Raw genomic sequence first — 19,361 nt, 5'->3', positions numbered from 1 at the left:
CCTCTGACCGGTTGGTCAGTATTCGTTGTCGGTCATTCAGCACTTCATCCCTGAGACTCGGTGCCCTCCTCCAGTTCCAGCATCAGCCCGCTCAGACGCTTGACCTTGCGCTGCACCGCTTCCTCAAACACGCCGGCACGTGGTTCGATCAAGGTGAACCAGTGTCGGGCGCGAGTGATTCCGGTGTAGATCAGTTCTTTGGTCAGCACGGGGTTCAACGCATCCGGCAGGATCAGCGCCGTGTGGGCGAACTCCGAACCCTGGGACTTGTGCACCGTCATGGCGTACACGGTTTCGACATCATTGAGCCGACTCGGCAACACGAAGCGCACGCCGCCCTGACCATCGTTACGCGGGAAGGCCACGCGCAGAACGGTTTTGCCGATCTCTGCGCCTTCACGCTCGGGCAGTTTCAGGGCGATGCCGATGTCGCCGTTCATCAGGCCCAGACCATAGTCGTTACGAGTCATCAGCACGGGCCGACCTTCATACCACTGCTGATCGCTCTCGATCAGACGCGCCTTGAGCAACGCAGCGGTGATGCGCTGGTTCAGACCTTCAACGCCCCACGGCCCTTTGCGCACCGCGCACAGCAACTGGAACGTATCGAACGCCTGCAAGACTTCCCGCGCCCAATCGGTCCAGGCCGCATGCTCAAGTGGCCGCGTAGACGGTGGGCGCTGATCGCGCAGTACGCTCAGGTAATGGCGGTAACCCTGCGGGCCGTTGCCGTGACCTTCGAGCAGCAGGCGTTCGAGCTTCTGATCATGTTCGCCCTTGAGCGGTAACGAATACACGTCGGCGTAACCGCCTGCGGTGAGCAGTTGTCGCGCCTCATCGGCCAATTGCTGATTGACCCGACGCGCGAGCTGACCGATGCCACTGCCCTCGCCGAAGCGGCGCGAGTGCCGCAGCATCACCACTTGCTGCGCCAATGGATGGGTGCCGTCGCGGTCTTCATGCAGGCCGCTGCCCTGCAACGACTCGCCACTGACTGACTCCAGCCATTGTCGGGTCTGCGGGCTGTACCAACCGCCCTCGGCGTCACGGCACAGATCGCCCAACACCGCACCGGCCTCGACCGAGGCCAGTTGATCCTTGTCGCCCAGCAATACCAACCGCGCATGGGCCGGCATGGCGTCGAGAAGGTTGGCCATCATTTCCAGGTCGATCATCGACGCTTCGTCGACCACCAGCACATCCAGCGGCAGGCGGTTGCCGGCATGGTGACGGAAATGCCGGGTGCCCGGTCGACTGCCGAGCAGACGGTGCACGGTGGTCACATCGCTGGGGATCGCCGCGCGCACCGCTTCAGCGACTTGCAGTGATTGCACTTGCTGACTGATCGACTCGGTCAAACGTGCAGCGGCCTTGCCGGTCGGTGCGGCCAGACGAATGCGCAGCGGATGGCCAGCCTCGACGGCCGGTGCCTGCAACAATGCGAGCAAGCGCACCACCGTGGTGGTTTTGCCGGTGCCCGGGCCGCCAGTGATGATGCTGAAGGCGCTGCGCGTAGCGAGAGCACAGGCGAGTTTTTGCCAATCGATGACAGCTGCAGATTCCGCGCCGCCGAACAATCCATTGAGGCGCTGCGGCAGGTCATCCGGCGTCGGCTCCTGTTGCATCAAGCGTTGGCGCAACGCTGCATCGATGCGGCGTTCGTAGGTCCAGTAGCGGCGCAGGTACAGGCGTTTCGAGGACAGCACCAACGGACGTGTCTGCGCTGGTTCACTGGCATCAGCGGCCAGCGCGACCAGCGAGCTGCTTGCCAGCACTTTGCACCAATGAGCTCCATCGAGCGTTTCAAGCAATTGCGAGGGCAGCAACAACACACCGCCCTGCACATCGCCTTCGGGCGGCAATGACAGGGCAAAATCCGGCGCCTTGAGGGTTTCGAACAAATCCAGACACACATGACCATGGCCGAGCTGGTGACTGGTAAACGCCGCCGCCAGCAGCACCAGCGGATCGGTCTCGGGCTCGAGTTCATGCAGGAAAGCGACAAAGGCGCGGTCCAGCGCGCGCAGCCAGCCGCGCTCGACCCAACGGCTCAGCAACAACAGCAAATCATCGGCGCGGGTCAGCGGCGAGAGTTTCGACAGGCTGTCCGCTTCAAGCGGCGTCGGCAGCAGATCGGCGAATGTGCGGCTCATAGCAGGACTCCCTGTTCCCAGGCGGGTTCGGACTTGGGTTCGGGTTTGCCCTGGAACATCCGGTCGAGGCGTTCGATCAATTCCCGTGGTGGACGCACGAAGTACACACCGCGACTCTCCGCACGCGTACCGCGCATGAACAGATAAAGCGCCCCACCGACATGGCGGTCGTAATCGTAATCCGCCAGCCGCGCCTTCAACTGGCGATGCAGTGCCAGCAGATACAACACGTATTGCAAGTCGTAACGGTTGTCGAGGATCGACTGCTCCATGGCCTGCACGGTGTAGGCCTGATCATCCACGCCGAGCCAGTTGGATTTGTAATCGGCGACGTAATAGCGGCCAGCATGCTCGAAGGTCAGGTCGATAAAGCCCTTGAACATGCCGTTGAGTTGAACCGGTTCTGCCGCAACACGAGCGACGCCATTGTGGGTGTGCTGGCGCACCTGCTCGTCGAGCTTGAGCACGTCGACTTTGTGACTGGCGAACCAGAACTCCATCTCGACGCGATATTGCTTCAGCTGCTCAAGAACCACCGGCGGTTGCCCGCCCGCGATCGGCAACGGCGACTCGAGCAAATGTTGCAGCCAGTCCGTCAGGGTGGTGATCCAGCCTTGCCAGCCGCGCAGGTTGCAGCGCCGAGCAAGCGCATCCTCCAGCGCTTCGCGGGTCACCGCAAAACCTTCAGCACCTGCCCATTCCAGCAAGCCGTGCAAAAACGTGCCGGGATTCGGTCCGCGAGGAAAACGGTGGATATCGGCGCCACCGCTGATGATTTCGCGGGGCGCGTCGGGGTCGAGGCGCTCGTCGTCGAAGAGCTTTTGCGCCTGCGGGCTGTCCGGTGCTTCATCGCTGCCGACGCTCAATACGTCGCTGATGCGTAGGGCGCTGTACGACGCGATCCACCAGTTTTCACTGGCTTTGCGTTTAGGCCGTAGTGTGGCTCGCAGCACTGCTTCATTGCGCGGCGGCTGGTAATGCTCGTCAGTGGGCTGAGGCATTTCGCCGATGCCAATCGCCGCGCAGTCTTGCTGCAGATCCTGCAGCCAGCGATTCAATTCGCTGGACTCGCCCAAAGCGGCGCCGCCACCCAGCAGGTAACCCAGCGCAGAAAGGTGCAGCACAGAGCTGTTGTTATTGCCGCGTTTGAGATCAGTGACGCCCAACCAACAGGCATGTTGCGCGCGCGTTAATGCGACATACAGAAGACGCAGATCTTCGGCCAGACGCTCATCGTCAGCCAGCGCGATCAACTCGGCGGTCGGCTTGAGGCTGATATGCGCCTTGCCCGCAGCGTCGTGGTAATGCAGCGGTAAACGGCTGCCATCCACCGGTTTCGCCGAGCAAATGAATGGCAGGAACACCAGCGGATATTCCAGGCCCTTGGATTTGTGGATGGTCACCACCTTGACCAGTTGTTCGTCGCTTTCCAGACGCAGGATCTGCTCTTCACCTGCCTGACCGGACAGTGCCAGCAGCTCGGCCAGATGGCGGATCAACGCTTGTTCACCGTCCAGTTCAGCAGCGGCTTGCTGCATCAGTTCCGAAAGGTGCAAAAGGTTGGTCAGCACGCGCTCGCCGTCACTGCGCTGCATCAGGGTCTGCGGCAAATGGAAATCGTGAAGCAGGCGCCGCAACATCGGCAGCACGCCCTGTTTGCGCCAGAGTTCGCGATAGCCGCGGAACTGCATGACCCGGGCTTCCCAGACCATTTCGTCCTGGTTCAGGCGCTCCAGCTCGATCAGCGGCAAATTCAGAGTAGTGCAGGCCAGGGCAGCCTTCAGCGAACGTTCGACATCGGGTTCGGCGCAAGCCTTCAGCCACGCCAGAAGGTCGTGCGCCTCTTGCGCGGCGAACACCGAATCCTTGTCCGACAGATAAACACTGCGCACACCTCTGGCGGCGAGTTCGGCGCGTACGGCTTGGGCTTCCTTACCGTCGCGGACGAGGATCGCGATGTCCGAAGGACGCAAACCTTTGAAGTCATCTCCCTGAACAAAACCAGCGCTGCCGGTTTGCCCACCATTGAGCAGTGTGGTGATTTGACTGGCGCAGGCGGCGGCCATTTGCTGGCGATACACTGCGCCGGACAGCGGCTGATCGCTAGGCAATAGCCAGACATTCAGTGCCGCGACGTCTTGCCCGGCAATCCGCAGCGTTTCCTTGCGTCCCTGAGATTCAACAGGCAGAAACGGTACCGGGTTTTCGCCGGTTTTCTCGCGAAACAAAAACGCGCCGCGTCCCTGTTCTCGGGACTCGGCGCGTTCGAATACATGATTGACCGCTGTGACCATGCCGTGGCTGGAGCGGAAGTTGGTGCCGAGCGTATGCAAGCGGCCGGTAGTGGCCTGACGTGCGCGCAGGTAGGTGTAGATGTCAGCACCGCGAAAGGCGTAGATCGCCTGCTTGGGGTCGCCGATCAGGAACAGGCCGGTGTCAGGGTGATTGTCTTCGATGCGGTAAATGCTCTCGAAGATGCGGTATTGCACCGGATCGGTATCCTGGAATTCGTCGATCAGTGCCACCGGAAACTGCTCGCGGATCAACGTCGCCAGACGCTCGCCGCCCTCCGATTGCAGCGCTGCATCCAGACGCAGCAGCATGTCGTCGAATCCCATTTCCGCGCGGCGACGCTTCTCTTCTTCGAAGCGTGCACCGACCCACTTGGCAGCGTGTTGCAGAACAGCGGCATCCGGGGTCGGCAAGGCATCAAGGCTCGACCTCAGTGCGGACATGGCGTCCAGCCCGGGATGACTCGGGGCTTGGCCTTTCCAGGCTTCGGCCATGCCATCGGGTGTCAGACGGGTGAAGCCGGTGCCAATGTCCAGTTGCTCAAGCGCCTCGTCTTCGGCCCAGGTCTTGAGTTTCTCGAACCAGGGTTCGAAATAACGCGCCTGCATCTTGCGGCCATCGACGGTTTTGCTGGCCACGCCCTCATGGCAGAGAGCAAGCAGCTCGTCTGCCCAGTCACGCCAAGGCATCTTCAGTTCGACCAATGCCGCCCGCCGCTCCAGCAAACATTCGGCGATCAGCTCCGCAGGCACCTTGCCTTCATCGGTGTCACGCTCGCTGGCGAACAAGCCGCGGACCCGAGGCAACAACGCTGCGGGGCCACCCCAATTGCTGCGCACCCAGTTCAGCGCATCGCCCTGCATCGGGTAGCAGAACAGCCGCCAGTAATCGCGCAGCACCTCACCGAGCAAATCGCTGTGATCGGTTTCCAGCGATTGCGTGAACAGGCTGCCGCTATCGAACGCATGTTCGCGCAGCATGCGCTGACACCAGCTGTGAATGGTCGAAACCGCGGCTTCGTCCATCCACTGCGCGGCGATATCGAGACGGTTGGCGCATCCGGACCATTGCTGCGGATCGAACTGATCGCGCAGCTCGGCGATCAGTCCGTCAGGAGCGGGAATCTCGGCGCGGAAGAAACGCGCCGCCTCGGCCAAGCGGGTTCGAATCCGTTCACGCAGCTCTTTGGTGGCAGCATCGGTGAACGTCACAACGAGGATTTGCGGCGGCAGCAGTTCGCGTGCAAAACCGCTTGTCTCGCCGCCATGACCGAGAATTAGCCGCAGATAAAGTGCCGAGATCGTAAAGGTTTTGCCGGTGCCGGCGCTTGCTTCGATCAACTGACTGCCGCGCAGCGGGAAGGCCAGAGCCAACGGTGTTTTGGTACTCATGCGCGCGCACCTTCGCTGGACAATGAACGCCATGGCGCTTCGAATACTGGGCGGTACAAGGCGTCGCACCAGCCGGTGAAGGTTTCGTCTGCCAACAGTGCATCGAAATCGGGATATTGCCGGAGCAGTGCCGGGCTTTCACGCCGCTCGCCCTCGCTGGTCTGGCCGTCACCTTCATAGGCTTTTCGCGCAGCGGCTTCGGCTTTGACCGGGTCAGTTTGCGACAACCAGGCGAATGCGGTTTTTATCGCAATCGGCAAGGGTTGGCGCATTCCGGATTGCCAGGCGAGAAGCAGGTCACCGAGCAAACGCAGCGCGCGGTCTCGCTCCATTGGCTCCAGCAACAGTGTGTCGTCACTGGCGACCAATGCCGTCGTCAACGCGTGCTCGCTGGCGCAGGCGACCAGATGGGTGACCCACGGTTTCGTCAGCCGGTGCCACTTGCGCGTTTTGATCGAGCCGATGCTGTTGGGAATGGTGGTGACTGACAGCAGTCCGCCATCGGCGCGTTGATGCAGGCTTGCGAGCCAGCCTTCCAACCGCAAACCTTGCAGGTCGAGACTGACCGGGATCGCACTGGTCAACGGCATCGGCCATAACGTCAGCAACTGTTGATAACGCTGCAGAAGATCCGGCAGCGGTTCGATCAGTTCACGCTGCAGGCATTCGCCAAAACCGGCCATAGGCAGCAGGCCACTGTTTTGCAGGCGTAGCGCGCGGGCTTGCAGCGCCTGATCGATATTGTCCGGCTGACCGAGCGCGGCTTCCAGCAAGCTGTCGCTTAGCGTGTAGCGCTGCAATGCGTCCAGCACGAAAGGTTCTTCATCGGCCAACGGCGCTTGAGCGGCTTCGAAGTAGACCTTGAGGCGCTGGGTGAAAAAATGCCGAACCGGGTTACGCAGAAAGTCCTGGAGCAATGCCAGCGTCAGCGGTTCCTCTTGAACATATGGCGCGAGTAAGGGTGCTTCACTTTGCTGCGTTTTCTCTTGATGCAACACCTGCCACTCGCTGGCGTAGCTAAACAGTTGCTCGCCTTCGTGGAAATAGCGGGCACTGAAAGGTTGCAGGGGTGTTCTTCGGTCAGCGCGTCCAACAGATCCTGGCTTGGATCGATTGAACGCCAGCCGCTGGCGAGGTGATCGCGCAACTGGCCGATGAGCACCGAGGCAGGTCGATCGCTATTGTCACGGATGCTGCGACCGACCCAACTGATATAGAGCTGAGAGCGTGCGGACAACAGCGCTTCGAGTAGCAGGTAGCGGTCATCTTCACGCCGTGAGCGGTCGCCAGGTCGGTAATCGCTGCCCATCAGGTCGAAATCCAGAGGCGGTTGGGCACGCGGATAGTCGCCGTCGTTCATGCCCAGCAGACAAACCAGTTTGAAAGGAATGGCACGCATCGGCATCAAGGTGCAGAAATTCACCGCACCGGCGAGGAATCGTTGCGATAAACGCCCTTGATCCAGCCCGGCGAGCCAGGCTTCGCGTACGACAGTCAGCGGCAATTCATCAATCAGACCTACCGTCTCACAGGTCTCCAGCCATGTTTCGCGAAGCTCTTCCAGTTGAGTCAGCAGGTAGTCGTCGTGCTCATTGCTGGCCTGGAAAAACACCTGCATCAGTGCCTGCAAGCGCAGCTCCCACTCTTTCGGCTGAGCCGGTTGTGTGAGTTGCTGGTGAGCGATTTCCAAGGCATCCAGCAGAGCAACCAGTGGCCCGATCAGAGCGGCATCAAGCCCACCAATTTCATCATAAGGTTCGATACCTGCACACGCCTCGGCGCTGCCGACGGCGTAACCCAGCAGCATTCTGCGTAGACCGAAATGCCAGCTGTTCTGCTCCAGTTCCACCGGTAGACCGAGACCGGCCCGTTGTTCAGCGCTCATGCCCCAACGCACGCCGGCGCCTTCGATCCAGCGATGCAAAGTTGGCAGGTCGCGCTCCTCTACGCCAAAGCGAGCACGCAGGGCCGGCACATCGAGCAGGTCGAGAATCTCGCTGACCGGGAAACGGCTGTCCGGGAGTTTGAGCAGGTGCTCGACTGCGATTAGTAACGGATCGCGGCCACGCTGGCCCTGATCCGCCAAAGTGAACGGAATGAAGCGCGGGTCAAATCGATCGAGCTGACCGAAAACCGCGCGGATATGCGGCGCATAGCTGTCGATATCCGGGACCATGACGATTACGTCCCGCGGGCGCAAGTCCGGGTCGGCGCTGAAACGCGCCAAGAGTTGATCGTGCAGAATCTCGACTTCACGCTGAGCACTGTGGGCGATGTGAAAACGTATTGAATGATCTTGCCCCAGGTCGACATCAGGCCAGAGTTCGCGTGTCTCGTTGAGTGGACGCAATTCGAGGATGTCGTCCTGAAGCTGGTTAAGCATGTTATGCGGCTGGGCTTCGCTGAACAGGTCGATGCGGCCGTCACGAAAGGCTGCGCGGTAGCTGTTGGGATCGTCGTAGCTGTCGAGCAGGTTGATATAGTCGCGACCTTGCTTGCCCCACGCTGCCAACAACGGGTGCGCGTGCTGATGCAGCGTCTCGGCATCAAGCACGACAGGCATTCCATTTTTGCGCTGCTGCCGCTTGTATTGATGCCGCAGCAGATCCTTGTCGGCGACGATGTCCGCCCAGTGATGACGGCAAGGATTGTGTACGCAAAGCAGTACCTGGCTGAAACGCGCCAGACCTGCGAGCGCTTCAAGTACCTGCGCGGGCAATGAAGAAATACCAAAAACGATCACACGCGGTGGCAGCGCAGCCGGTGCCTTGTCGAGTATGTTGATGCGCTCCATGAAGCGTTGATGGACGCCTGCACGACTCTGCGCCATGCCTTGTTCGCCGACGTCATCCAGCAGCGCCCGCCACAACTCCGCCTGCCAGCAACTGGTCAGTGGCAGAGGCTTGATTTCACCTCGCACATTGCGCAATTGGTGGCGGCCTTCCGCCCAATCCTCCAGCCAATCGGCCCTGTACACCTGATATTGGTCAAACAGGTCGGCCAGACGCTCTGACAATTGATAGCGCTTGCGCAGATCGCTGTCGTGGGTGAGGAAGCGTTGCAGCGGCTCGAAATGTGGGCGACCGATTACCTGTGGCAAGAGGCGCATCAGGCGCCAGGTCAACGGAGCTTTATCGAGCAGGGATTTCGCTGGAATTTCATCTCTTCCCAGCACCATGCGATACAGCTGCCACATGAAACTGCCGGGCAGTTGAACGTCGATCGCCGCAGCGATTCCGCAACCGCCAAGGTCGTCGTCTTCGGGATCCTCGGCCAATGCCAGTTTGAGCCATTGGGCGATGCCGTTGCTTTGCACCAAAGCGATTTCGTTCTCCAAGGGTGCCAATGGGTAACGCCGCATGATGCTGACCACAAGGCTGCGCAGCTCATCGAGACTGTTGCTCTGAACCACCATGAATGCAGCGTTGAGGGACTGGGCGTCCGACATATGGATTCCTTGAAAGATCGCTTAAGCCGAGGCAGAACCTTAGCATTGTCGGCCGGATGTGACAGCCGGACGAGGTCTGCAAAGGCTGTAAGAACTTTCTCGCAGGCAAAACAAAACCCCAACTGCTTTCGCAATTGGGGTTTCGGAATTTGATCTTGACGATGACCTACTCTCACATGGGGAAACCCCACACTACCATCGGCGATGCATCGTTTCACTGCTGAGTTCGGGATGGGATCAGGTGGTTCCAACGCTCTATGGTCGTCAAGAAATTCGGGTACTGACTCGTGACCAGATGGTCTCGCTTCAGCAAATTGGGTATGTGACAGCTAGGTGTTTGTGCGTTTCGAACTTTCGGTTCGTTTCGTCTTCACACACCGCAATCTGGTGCCTTCTCAGGTCAGCAAATTGCTTGGGTGTTATATGGTCAAGCCTCACGGGCAATTAGTATTGGTTAGCTCAACGCCTCACAGCGCTTACACACCCAACCTATCAACGTCGTAGTCTTCGACGGCCCTTCAGGGAACTCAAGGTTCCAGTGAGATCTCATCTTGAGGCAAGTTTCCCGCTTAGATGCTTTCAGCGGTTATCTTTCCCGAACATAGCTACCCGGCAATGCCACTGGCGTGACAACCGGAACACCAGAGGTTCGTCCACTCCGGTCCTCTCGTACTAGGAGCAGCCCCTCTCAAATCTCAAACGTCCACGGCAGATAGGGACCGAACTGTCTCACGACGTTCTAAACCCAGCTCGCGTACCACTTTAAATGGCGAACAGCCATACCCTTGGGACCGGCTTCAGCCCCAGGATGTGATGAGCCGACATCGAGGTGCCAAACACCGCCGTCGATATGAACTCTTGGGCGGTATCAGCCTGTTATCCCCGGAGTACCTTTTATCCGTTGAGCGATGGCCCTTCCATACAGAACCACCGGATCACTAAGACCTACTTTCGTACCTGCTCGACGTGTCTGTCTCGCAGTCAAGCGCGCTTTTGCCTTTATACTCTACGACCGATTTCCGACCGGTCTGAGCGCACCTTCGTACTCCTCCGTTACTCTTTAGGAGGAGACCGCCCCAGTCAAACTACCCACCATACACTGTCCTCGATCCGGATAACGGACCTGAGTTAGAACCTCAAAGTTGCCAGGGTGGTATTTCAAGGATGGCTCCACGCGAACTGGCGTCCACGCTTCAAAGCCTCCCACCTATCCTACACAAGCAAATTCAAAGTCCAGTGCAAAGCTATAGTAAAGGTTCACGGGGTCTTTCCGTCTAGCCGCGGATACACTGCATCTTCACAGCGATTTCAATTTCACTGAGTCTCGGGTGGAGACAGCGCCGCCATCGTTACGCCATTCGTGCAGGTCGGAACTTACCCGACAAGGAATTTCGCTACCTTAGGACCGTTATAGTTACGGCCGCCGTTTACCGGGGCTTCGATCAAGAGCTTCGCGTTAGCTAACCCCATCAATTAACCTTCCGGCACCGGGCAGGCGTCACACCCTATACGTCCACTTTCGTGTTTGCAGAGTGCTGTGTTTTTAATAAACAGTCGCAGCGGCCTGGTATCTTCGACCGGCATGAGCTTACGGAGCAAGTCCTTCACCCTCACCGGCGCACCTTCTCCCGAAGTTACGGTGCCATTTTGCCTAGTTCCTTCACCCGAGTTCTCTCAAGCGCCTTGGTATTCTCTACCCAACCACCTGTGTCGGTTTGGGGTACGGTTCCTGGTTACCTGAAGCTTAGAAGCTTTTCTTGGAAGCATGGCATCAACCACTTCGTCACCCAAAGGGTAACTCGTCATCAGCTCTCGGCCTTAAGATCCCGGATTTACCTAAGATCTCAGCCTACCACCTTAAACTTGGACAACCAACGCCAAGCTGGCCTAGCCTTCTCCGTCCCTCCATCGCAATAACCAGAAGTACAGGAATATTAACCTGTTTTCCATCGACTACGCTTTTCAGCCTCGCCTTAGGGACCGACTAACCCTGCGTCGATTAACGTTGCGCAGGAAACCTTGGTCTTTCGGCGTGGGTGTTTTTCACACCCATTGTCGTTACTCATGTCAGCATTCGCACTTCTGATACCTCCAGCAAGCTTCTCAACTCACCTTCACAGGCTTACAGAACGCTCCTCTACCGCATCATCCGAAGATGATACCCGTAGCTTCGGTGTATGGTTTGAGCCCCGTTACATCTTCCGCGCAGGCCGACTCGACTAGTGAGCTATTACGCTTTCTTTAAAGGGTGGCTGCTTCTAAGCCAACCTCCTAGCTGTCTAAGCCTTCCCACATCGTTTCCCACTTAACCATAACTTTGGGACCTTAGCTGACGGTCTGGGTTGTTTCCCTTTTCACGACGGACGTTAGCACCCGCCGTGTGTCTCCCATGCTCGGCACTTGTAGGTATTCGGAGTTTGCATCGGTTTGGTAAGTCGGGATGACCCCTAGCCGAAACAGTGCTCTACCCCCTACAGTGATACATGAGGCGCTACCTAAATAGCTTTCGAGGAGAACCAGCTATCTCCGAGCTTGATTAGCCTTTCACTCCGATCCACAGGTCATCCGCTAACTTTTCAACGGTAGTCGGTTCGGTCCTCCAGTCAGTGTTACCTAACCTTCAACCTGCCCATGGATAGATCGCCCGGTTTCGGGTCTATTCCCAGCGACTAGACGCCCTATTAAGACTCGCTTTCGCTACGCCTCCCCTATTCGGTTAAGCTCGCCACTGAAAATAAGTCGCTGACCCATTATACAAAAGGTACGCAGTCACAGAACAAAGTCTGCTCCCACTGCTTGTACGCATACGGTTTCAGGATCTATTTCACTCCCCTCTCCGGGGTTCTTTTCGCCTTTCCCTCACGGTACTAGTTCACTATCGGTCAGTCAGTAGTATTTAGCCTTGGAGGATGGTCCCCCCATATTCAGACAAAGTTTCTCGTGCTCCGTCCTACTCGATTTCATGACTAAGAGATTTTCGCGTACAGGGCTATCACCCACTATGGCCGCACTTTCCAGAGCGTTCCGCTAATCTCAAAGCCACTTAAGGGCTAGTCCCCGTTCGCTCGCCACTACTAAGGGAATCTCGGTTGATTTCTTTTCCTCAGGGTACTTAGATGTTTCAGTTCCCCTGGTTCGCCTCTTGCACCTATGTATTCAGTACAAGATAACCATCTTATGATGGCTGGGTTCCCCCATTCAGACATCTCCGGATCAAAGTCTGTTTGCCGACTCCCCGAAGCTTTTCGCAGGCTACCACGTCTTTCATCGCCTCTGACTGCCAAGGCATCCACCGTATGCGCTTCTTCACTTGACCATATAACCCCAAGCAATCTGGTTATACTGTGAAGACGACATTCGCCGAAAATTCGAATTTCTCAACTAAGAGAACTCACAAATTTTACCTTAGCCTGATCCGTTACCAGTGAAAGTAACGTTCAGTCTATCTTTCTATCACATACCCAAATTTTTAAAGAACGATCTAGTCAAAGACTAGAAATCAACATTCATCACCGAACCGGTGGAATGCTCATTTCTAAGCTTTCAAACTTCAGAAGCAGTAGTGGTGGAGCCAAGCGGGATCGAACCGCTGACCTCCTGCGTGCAAGGCAGGCGCTCTCCCAGCTGAGCTATGGCCCCGTATTTCTACAGGCGTTTCCCACACAAAATTGGTGGGTCTGGGCAGATTCGAACTGCCGACCTCACCCTTATCAGGGGTGCGCTCTAACCAACTGAGCTACAGACCCAATTTCGGGCTGCTTCTATCGTCTTCTTCAATGAATCAAGCAATTCGTGTGGGAGCTCATGCAGCAGCTGATGTCGTCGATTAAGGAGGTGATCCAGCCGCAGGTTCCCCTACGGCTACCTTGTTACGACTTCACCCCAGTCATGAATCACACCGTGGTAACCGTCCTCCCGAAGGTTAGACTAGCTACTTCTGGTGCAACCCACTCCCATGGTGTGACGGGCGGTGTGTACAAGGCCCGGGAACGTATTCACCGCGACATTCTGATTCGCGATTACTAGCGATTCCGACTTCACGCAGTCGAGTTGCAGACTGCGATCCGGACTACGATCGGTTTTATGGGATTAGCTCCACCTCGCGGCTTGGCAACCCTTTGTACCGACCATTGTAGCACGTGTGTAGCCCAGGCCGTAAGGGCCATGATGACTTGACGTCATCCCCACCTTCCTCCGGTTTGTCACCGGCAGTCTCCTTAGAGTGCCCACCATTACGTGCTGGTAACTAAGGACAAGGGTTGCGCTCGTTACGGGACTTAACCCAACATCTCACGACACGAGCTGACGACAGCCATGCAGCACCTGTCTCAATGTTCCCGAAGGCACCAATCCATCTCTGGAAAGTTCATTGGATGTCAAGGCCTGGTAAGGTTCTTCGCGTTGCTTCGAATTAAACCACATGCTCCACCGCTTGTGCGGGCCCCCGTCAATTCATTTGAGTTTTAACCTTGCGGCCGTACTCCCCAGGCGGTCAACTTAATGCGTTAGCTGCGCCACTAAGAGCTCAAGGCTCCCAACGGCTAGTTGACATCGTTTACGGCGTGGACTACCAGGGTATCTAATCCTGTTTGCTCCCCACGCTTTCGCACCTCAGTGTCAGTATCAGTCCAGGTGGTCGCCTTCGCCACTGGTGTTCCTTCCTATATCTACGCATTTCACCGCTACACAGGAAATTCCACCACCCTCTACCATACTCTAGCTTGCCAGTTTTGGATGCAGTTCCCAGGTTGAGCCCGGGGATTTCACATCCAACTTAACAAACCACCTACGCGCGCTTTACGCCCAGTAATTCCGATTAACGCTTGCACCCTCTGTATTACCGCGGCTGCTGGCACAGAGTTAGCCGGTGCTTATTCTGTCGGTAACGTCAAAATTGCAGAGTATTAATCTACAACCCTTCCTCCCAACTTAAAGTGCTTTACAATCCGAAGACCTTCTTCACACACGCGGCATGGCTGGATCAGGCTTTCGCCCATTGTCCAATATTCCCCACTGCTGCCTCCCGTAGGAGTCTGGACCGTGTCTCAGTTCCAGTGTGACTGATCATCCTCTCAGACCAGTTACGGATCGTCGCCTTGGTGAGCCATTACCTCACCAACTAGCTAATCCGACCTAGGCTCATCTGATAGCGCAAGGCCCGAAGGTCCCCTGCTTTCTCCCGTAGGACGTATGCGGTATTAGCGTTCCTTTCGAAACGTTGTCCCCCACTACCAGGCAGATTCCTAGGCATTACTCACCCGTCCGCCGCTGAATCCAGGAGCAAGCTCCTTTCATCCGCTCGACTTGCATGTGTTAGGCCTGCCGCCAGCGTTCAATCTGAGCCATGATCAAACTCTTCAGTTCAAACATCTTTGGGTTTTTAAGAAACCCTAAACTTGGCTCAGCAATCGTTGGTTACATCTTTGATTTCTCGCAGAGTAACTTGTGATGCTGATAATCTTGTTGACTATCAGTCTGACTGCACAAGCACCCACACGAATTGCTTGATTCAGTTGTTAAAGAGCGGTTGGTTAAGATCTTTCGTCTCAACCGAGGCGCGCATTCTACAGCAGCCTCATTTGCTGTCAAGTGATTATTTTCAGAAGCTTTCGAAGAATTCTTCAACAACTTCAACCACTTGCGCTTCCGATCTCTCGTTAGCGGGAGGCGAATTCTACAGCGTTAATCGCTGCTGTCAACACCTCTTTTTCTCCGCTTTCGACCGAGAAGATCGAACCGTTAAAAGAGCTACACATCACTGCTCTATCAACTCCTTCCAGGCTTCGATGATCTGAAGCAAGCCACTGTCGAAAACTGCGTAACTCTTTGAATCTCAAGGAGTTTTCCGTTTCGACTGCGCCGGAAGTGGGGCGAATTATAGACCTCTGGAATCTGCCGTCAACACCTATTTTCATATTTCTGTCATATCGGTAAAAAAGCCCTGAAAACGCGAAGGCCGACCTGAAAGGTCGGCCTTCTGCACATCCAGCTACTTATAAGCTAGGGAATGCGAACTGCGAAGCTTCATGGCTTGCACGCTGCGGCCAGCGCTGGGTGATTGCCTTGCGACGAGTATAGAAGCGCACGCCGTCCGGACCGTACGCATGCAGGTCGCCAAACAGCGAACGCTTCCAGCCGCCAAAGCTGTGATAAGCCACCGGCACCGGCAGCGGCACGTTGACGCCGACCATGCCGACTTCGATCTCGTCACAGAACAGCCGCGCCGCTTCGCCGTCACGGGTGAAGATGCAGGTGCCGTTGCCGTATTCGTGATCATTGATCAGTTGCATCGCCTCTTCCAGGCTGTTCACCCGCACCACGCACAGCACCGGCCCGAAGATCTCTTCTTTATAGATGCGCATCTCTGGAGTGACGTTGTCGAACAGGCAGCCACCGAGGAAGAAGCCGTCTTCATGACCGGCGATGCTCAGACCGCGGCCATCGACCACCAGGGTCGCGCCCGCCGCCACACCGTCATCCACATAACCACTGACCTTGTCACGCGCCTGACCGGTAACCAACGGCCCCATGTCCAGACCGCACGAGGTACCCGCACCGATTTTCAGCGCTTTGATCTGTGGAACCAGTTTCGCCACCAGCGCGTCCGCGACCTGATCGCCAACACACACGGCCACCGAGATGGCCATGCAGCGTTCGCCGCAGGAACCGTAGGCCGCGCCCATCAGTGCACTCACCGCATTGTCCAGATCGGCATCCGGCATCAGTACCGCGTGGTTCTTCGCGCCGCCCAGTGCCTGCACGCGTTTGCCGCGCTTGGTGCCTTCGGCGTAGATGTATTCGGCAATCGGTGTCGAACCGACGAAGCTCAGCGCTTTGACTTCCGGCGCTTCGATCAACGCGTCCACCGCCGTCTTGTCACCATGGACCACACTCATCACACCTTTCGGCAACCCGGCTTCCAGCAGCAACTGAGCGATCAGCAGCGTCGAGCTTGGATCGCGCTCGGATGGCTTGAGGATGAAGCAGTTGCCGCAGACGATCGCCAGCGGGTACATCCACAGCGGCACCATGGCCGGGAAGTTGAACGGGGTGATACCGGCAACGATGCCCAACGGCTGGAAGTCCGACCAGGCGTCGATGTTCGGGCCGACGTTGCGGCTGTACTCGCCCTTGAGGATTTCCGGGGCGGCGCAGGCGAACTCGACGTTCTCGATACCGCGCTTCAATTCACCGGCGGCGTCTTCCAGGGTCTTGCCGTGCTCTTCGCTGATCAGTTGCGAGATGCGCGCCTCGTTCTGCTCAAGCAGTTGCTTGAAACGGAACATCACTTGGGCGCGTTTGGCCGGCGGCGTGTTGCGCCAGGCCGGAAACGCAGCCTTGGCGGCATCAATGGCTTTCTGAATGGTGGCCTGGCTGGCCAGTGGCAGTTTATGAATTGCCTGACCGGTAGACGGGTTGAACACATCTACCGCGCGACCGGTTTCGGTTACCAGTTCGCCATTGATCAAATGCGGGATAACACTCATCGAACACTCCTGAATTCTGGTCAGCAGGCGCCGTGAGAGGCGCCCGCACTTTTGTACATATATAGAGGGAAAAATCAGTCGAGCTTGTTCAGCACTTCGCCGACCGCGTCGAACAGACGATCGAGGTCTTGCGGCTTGCTGTTGAAGGTTGGGCCAAACTGCAGGGTGTCGCCGCCGAAGCGCACGTAGAACCCGGCTTTCCACAGGGCCATGCCCGCTTCGAACGGACGCACGATGGCATCACCGTCACGCCCGGCAATCTGGATCGCGCCGGCCAGGCCGTAGTTACGGATGTCGATGACGTTCTTCGAGCCTTTCAGGCCGTGCAACGCGTTCTCGAAATGCGGCGCGACTTCGGCGACGCTCTGCACCAGGTTTTCCTTTTGCAGCAGATCGAGTGCCGCAAGACCGGCGGCACAGGCCACCGGGTGCGCCGAATAGGTGTAGCCGTGGGGAAATTCCACGGCATATTCCGGCGTCGGCTGATTCATGAAGGTCTGGTAGATCTCGGAGCTGGCGATCACCGCGCCCATCGGAATCGCGCCGTTGGTGACTTGTTTGGCGATGCACATCAAGTCCGGGGTCACGCCGAAGCTGTCGGCGCCGAACATCGAACCGGTACGGCCGAAACCGGTGATCACTTCATCGAACACCAGCAGGATGTTGTGCTGATCGCAGATCTCGCGCAGACGCTTGAGGTAACCCTGGGGTGGAACCAATACCCCGGCAGAGCCGGCCATCGGTTCAACGAACACCGCCGCGATGTTGGAAGCGTCGTGCAGTTCGATCAACTTGAGCAGTTTATCGGCCAAAGCAATACCGCCCTGCTCCGGCATGCCGCGGGAAAACGCATTGCTTGCCAACAGCGTATGTGGCAAGTGATCGACGTCCATCATCGCCTGACCGAACAGCTTGCGGTTGCCGTTGACGCCGCCGAGGCTGGTGCCGGCGATGTTCACACCGTGGTAGCCACGGGCGCGGCCGATCATCTTGGTCTTGGTCGCCTGACCTTTCAGGCGCCAATAGGCACGCACCATTTTCACCGCAGTATCGGCGCACTCGGAGCCGGAGTCGGTGAAGAATACGTGGTTCAGATTGCCCGGGGTCAGTTGAGTGATTTTCTCAGCCAACTGGAACGACAACGGATGGCCGTACTGGAAGCCCGGCGAGTAATCGAGGGTGCCCAGCTGTTTCGCAACGGCTTCCTGAATTTCCTTGCGGGTGTGCCCGGCACCGCAGGTCCACAGACCGGACAGCGAGTCGTAGATCTTGCGGCCCTTGTCGTCGAACAGCCAACTGCCTTCGGCGCCGACGATCAGACGCGGATCGCGCTGAAAGTTGCGGTTGGCGGTGTACGGCATCCAGTGCGCATCCAGCTTCAGTTGGCTGGCCAGTGGCGATGGCGCGTTTTCAGGCATGTTCATCGGGCAAAACCTCGCAGGGCATAAGCGTCAGTGAGATGGAAAGCGTTGTTGCAGCTAAGTTGCCACGCGGATAAAGTCGGTGAAATTCAACTCTTCTAACCTTCAGTTAGACCCACGCTAAACAAAGAGAACAATAAATGAGCAGCCGCCGCGCCGATCCGCTGGCGCAAGTCAGCGATTTTGATATTCGCCTGCTGCGGATTTTTCGCAGTGTCGTGGAATGTGGCGGCTTCTCCGCAGCCGAAACCGTGCTCGGCATCGGGCGCTCGGCGATAAGCCAGCAGATGAGCGATCTGGAACAGCGCCTCGGTTTGCGCTTGTGCCAGCGCGGCCGGGCTGGATTTTCCCTGACAGAGGAAGGTCGCGAGGTGTATCAATCTGCGCTGCAACTTCTAAGCGCATTGGAAAGCTTCCGCACCGAGGTCAACGGCCTGCACCAACACCTGCGCGGTGAGTTGATCATCGGTCTGACCGACAACCTCGTCACCCTGCCGCACATGCGCATTACCCACGCCCTCGCGCAATTGAAAGAACGCGGGCCGGACGTGCAGATCCAGATCCGCATGATCGCGCCGAACGAAGTTGAGCAAGGCGTGCTCGACGGGCGCCTGCACGTGGGCGTGGTGCCGCAGGCCAGTGCCTTATCCGGGCTGGAATATCAGCCGTTGTACAGCGAGCGCTCACTGCTGTATTGCGCGGTGGGTCATCCGCTGTTTTATGTCGATGACAAACAACTCGACGATCAGCGCCTCGACAGTCAAGACGCGATTGCGCCGACCTTTCGTTTGCCGGCGGAGATTCAGGCGCACTATCAGGCGCTCAATTGCACGGCCAGTGCCTCCGACCGCGAGGGCATGGCATTTCTGATTCTGACCGGGCGCTATATCGGTTACCTGCCGGATCACTACGCCAGCCTTTGGGTGCAGCAAGGGCGGTTGCGCGCGCTCAAGGCCGGCACGCGGTATTACGATTTGAGTCTGGCATCGGTCACGCGCAAGGGGCGGCGCCCTCATTTGGTGCTGGAAAGTTTCCTCGAGAGTCTGGCCGCGACGCGATAGATAAGCGCGCAGAGCCCAGCCCGGCAGGGCCTCATCGACAGAATCCAGGAATAACCTGAGCAAGTGGACAGGTTTTTGCAGAGAAGGGATAACTCTCCTTCAAGAAGC

At 57.6% G+C, this 19,361-nt stretch carries 5 protein-coding genes, 2 tRNA genes, 3 rRNA genes and 1 pseudogene; 1 reads left to right on the top strand and 10 read right to left on the bottom strand.

What is annotated here, in order from left to right:
• Window positions 1-44: 44 nt before the first annotated feature.
• The 10 genes and pseudogenes from recD to LJU32_08025 all read right to left on the bottom strand — a co-directional run bounded on the left by recD (window position 45) and on the right by LJU32_08025 (window position 18,195).
• Window positions 45-2,153: an exodeoxyribonuclease V subunit alpha gene (recD, locus tag LJU32_08070; GenBank protein ID WKV90174.1), complete on the bottom strand. Its 2,109-nt coding sequence runs from the start codon at window positions 2,151-2,153 to the stop codon at window positions 45-47.
• Entirely contained in the window at window positions 2,150-5,836 is a 3,687-nt protein-coding gene (gene recB, locus LJU32_08065; GenBank protein ID WKV90173.1) for an exodeoxyribonuclease V subunit beta, read from the bottom strand. Before recB ends, recD begins: the two co-directional genes overlap by 4 nt.
• Window positions 5,833-9,284, bottom strand: a pseudogene (gene recC / locus LJU32_08060) (exodeoxyribonuclease V subunit gamma). Before recC ends, recB begins: the two are co-directional and overlap by 4 nt.
• A 153-nt stretch (window positions 9,285-9,437) precedes the next feature.
• Window positions 9,438-9,553: ribosomal RNA gene (gene rrf / locus LJU32_08055) — 5S ribosomal RNA — on the bottom strand.
• A 154-nt stretch (window positions 9,554-9,707) separates the two neighbouring features.
• Window positions 9,708-12,600: ribosomal RNA gene (locus LJU32_08050) — 23S ribosomal RNA — on the bottom strand.
• A gap of 247 nt (window positions 12,601-12,847) precedes the next feature.
• Window positions 12,848-12,923, bottom strand: a tRNA-Ala gene (locus tag LJU32_08045).
• A 30-nt stretch (window positions 12,924-12,953) separates the two neighbouring features.
• Window positions 12,954-13,030: transfer RNA gene (locus LJU32_08040), tRNA-Ile, on the bottom strand.
• Window positions 13,031-13,111: 81 nt separating this feature from the next.
• A 16S ribosomal RNA gene (locus tag LJU32_08035) occupies window positions 13,112-14,648 on the bottom strand.
• Together the 16S, 23S and 5S rRNA genes with 2 tRNA genes alongside form the textbook arrangement of a ribosomal RNA operon.
• A 629-nt stretch (window positions 14,649-15,277) precedes the next feature.
• On the bottom strand, window positions 15,278-16,771 hold the full coding sequence (locus LJU32_08030) for a CoA-acylating methylmalonate-semialdehyde dehydrogenase (protein ID WKV90172.1): 1,494 nt from the start codon (window positions 16,769-16,771) through the stop codon (window positions 15,278-15,280).
• Window positions 16,772-16,845: 74 nt separating this feature from the next.
• Window positions 16,846-18,195 (bottom strand): aspartate aminotransferase family protein, encoded by a 1,350-nt coding sequence (locus tag LJU32_08025; protein ID WKV90171.1) that lies wholly within the window; start codon window positions 18,193-18,195, stop codon window positions 16,846-16,848.
• A 137-nt stretch (window positions 18,196-18,332) separates the two neighbouring features.
• Between LJU32_08025 and LJU32_08020 the strand changes: the two genes are divergently transcribed.
• Window positions 18,333-19,253: a LysR family transcriptional regulator gene (locus tag LJU32_08020; GenBank protein ID WKV90170.1), complete on the top strand. Its 921-nt coding sequence runs from the start codon at window positions 18,333-18,335 to the stop codon at window positions 19,251-19,253.
• The last annotated feature ends 108 nt before the right edge of the window (window positions 19,254-19,361 follow it).

Origin of the sequence: Pseudomonas sp. B21_DOA (assembly GCA_030544685.1) — a bacterium.
Lineage (GTDB): Bacteria > Pseudomonadota > Gammaproteobacteria > Pseudomonadales > Pseudomonadaceae > Aquipseudomonas > Aquipseudomonas fluorescens_AO.
The sequence above is the reverse complement of the archived record's forward strand: the minus strand, read 5'-3'. Positions and strand labels throughout refer to the sequence as shown.

What these genes read in the sequence shown, in the direction of transcription:
- recD (WKV90174.1), bottom strand. Translation starts at nt 2,153, where the DNA reads ATGAGCCGCACATTCGCCGATCTGCTGCCGACGCCGCTTGAAGCGGAC.
- recB (WKV90173.1), bottom strand. Translation starts at nt 5,836, where the DNA reads ATGAGTACCAAAACACCGTTGGCTCTGGCCTTCCCGCTGCGCGGCAGT.
- LJU32_08030 (WKV90172.1), bottom strand. Translation starts at nt 16,771, where the DNA reads ATGAGTGTTATCCCGCATTTGATCAATGGCGAACTGGTAACCGAAACC.
- LJU32_08025 (WKV90171.1), bottom strand. Translation starts at nt 18,195, where the DNA reads ATGAACATGCCTGAAAACGCGCCATCGCCACTGGCCAGCCAACTGAAG.
- LJU32_08020 (WKV90170.1), top strand. Translation starts at nt 18,333, where the DNA reads ATGAGCAGCCGCCGCGCCGATCCGCTGGCGCAAGTCAGCGATTTTGAT.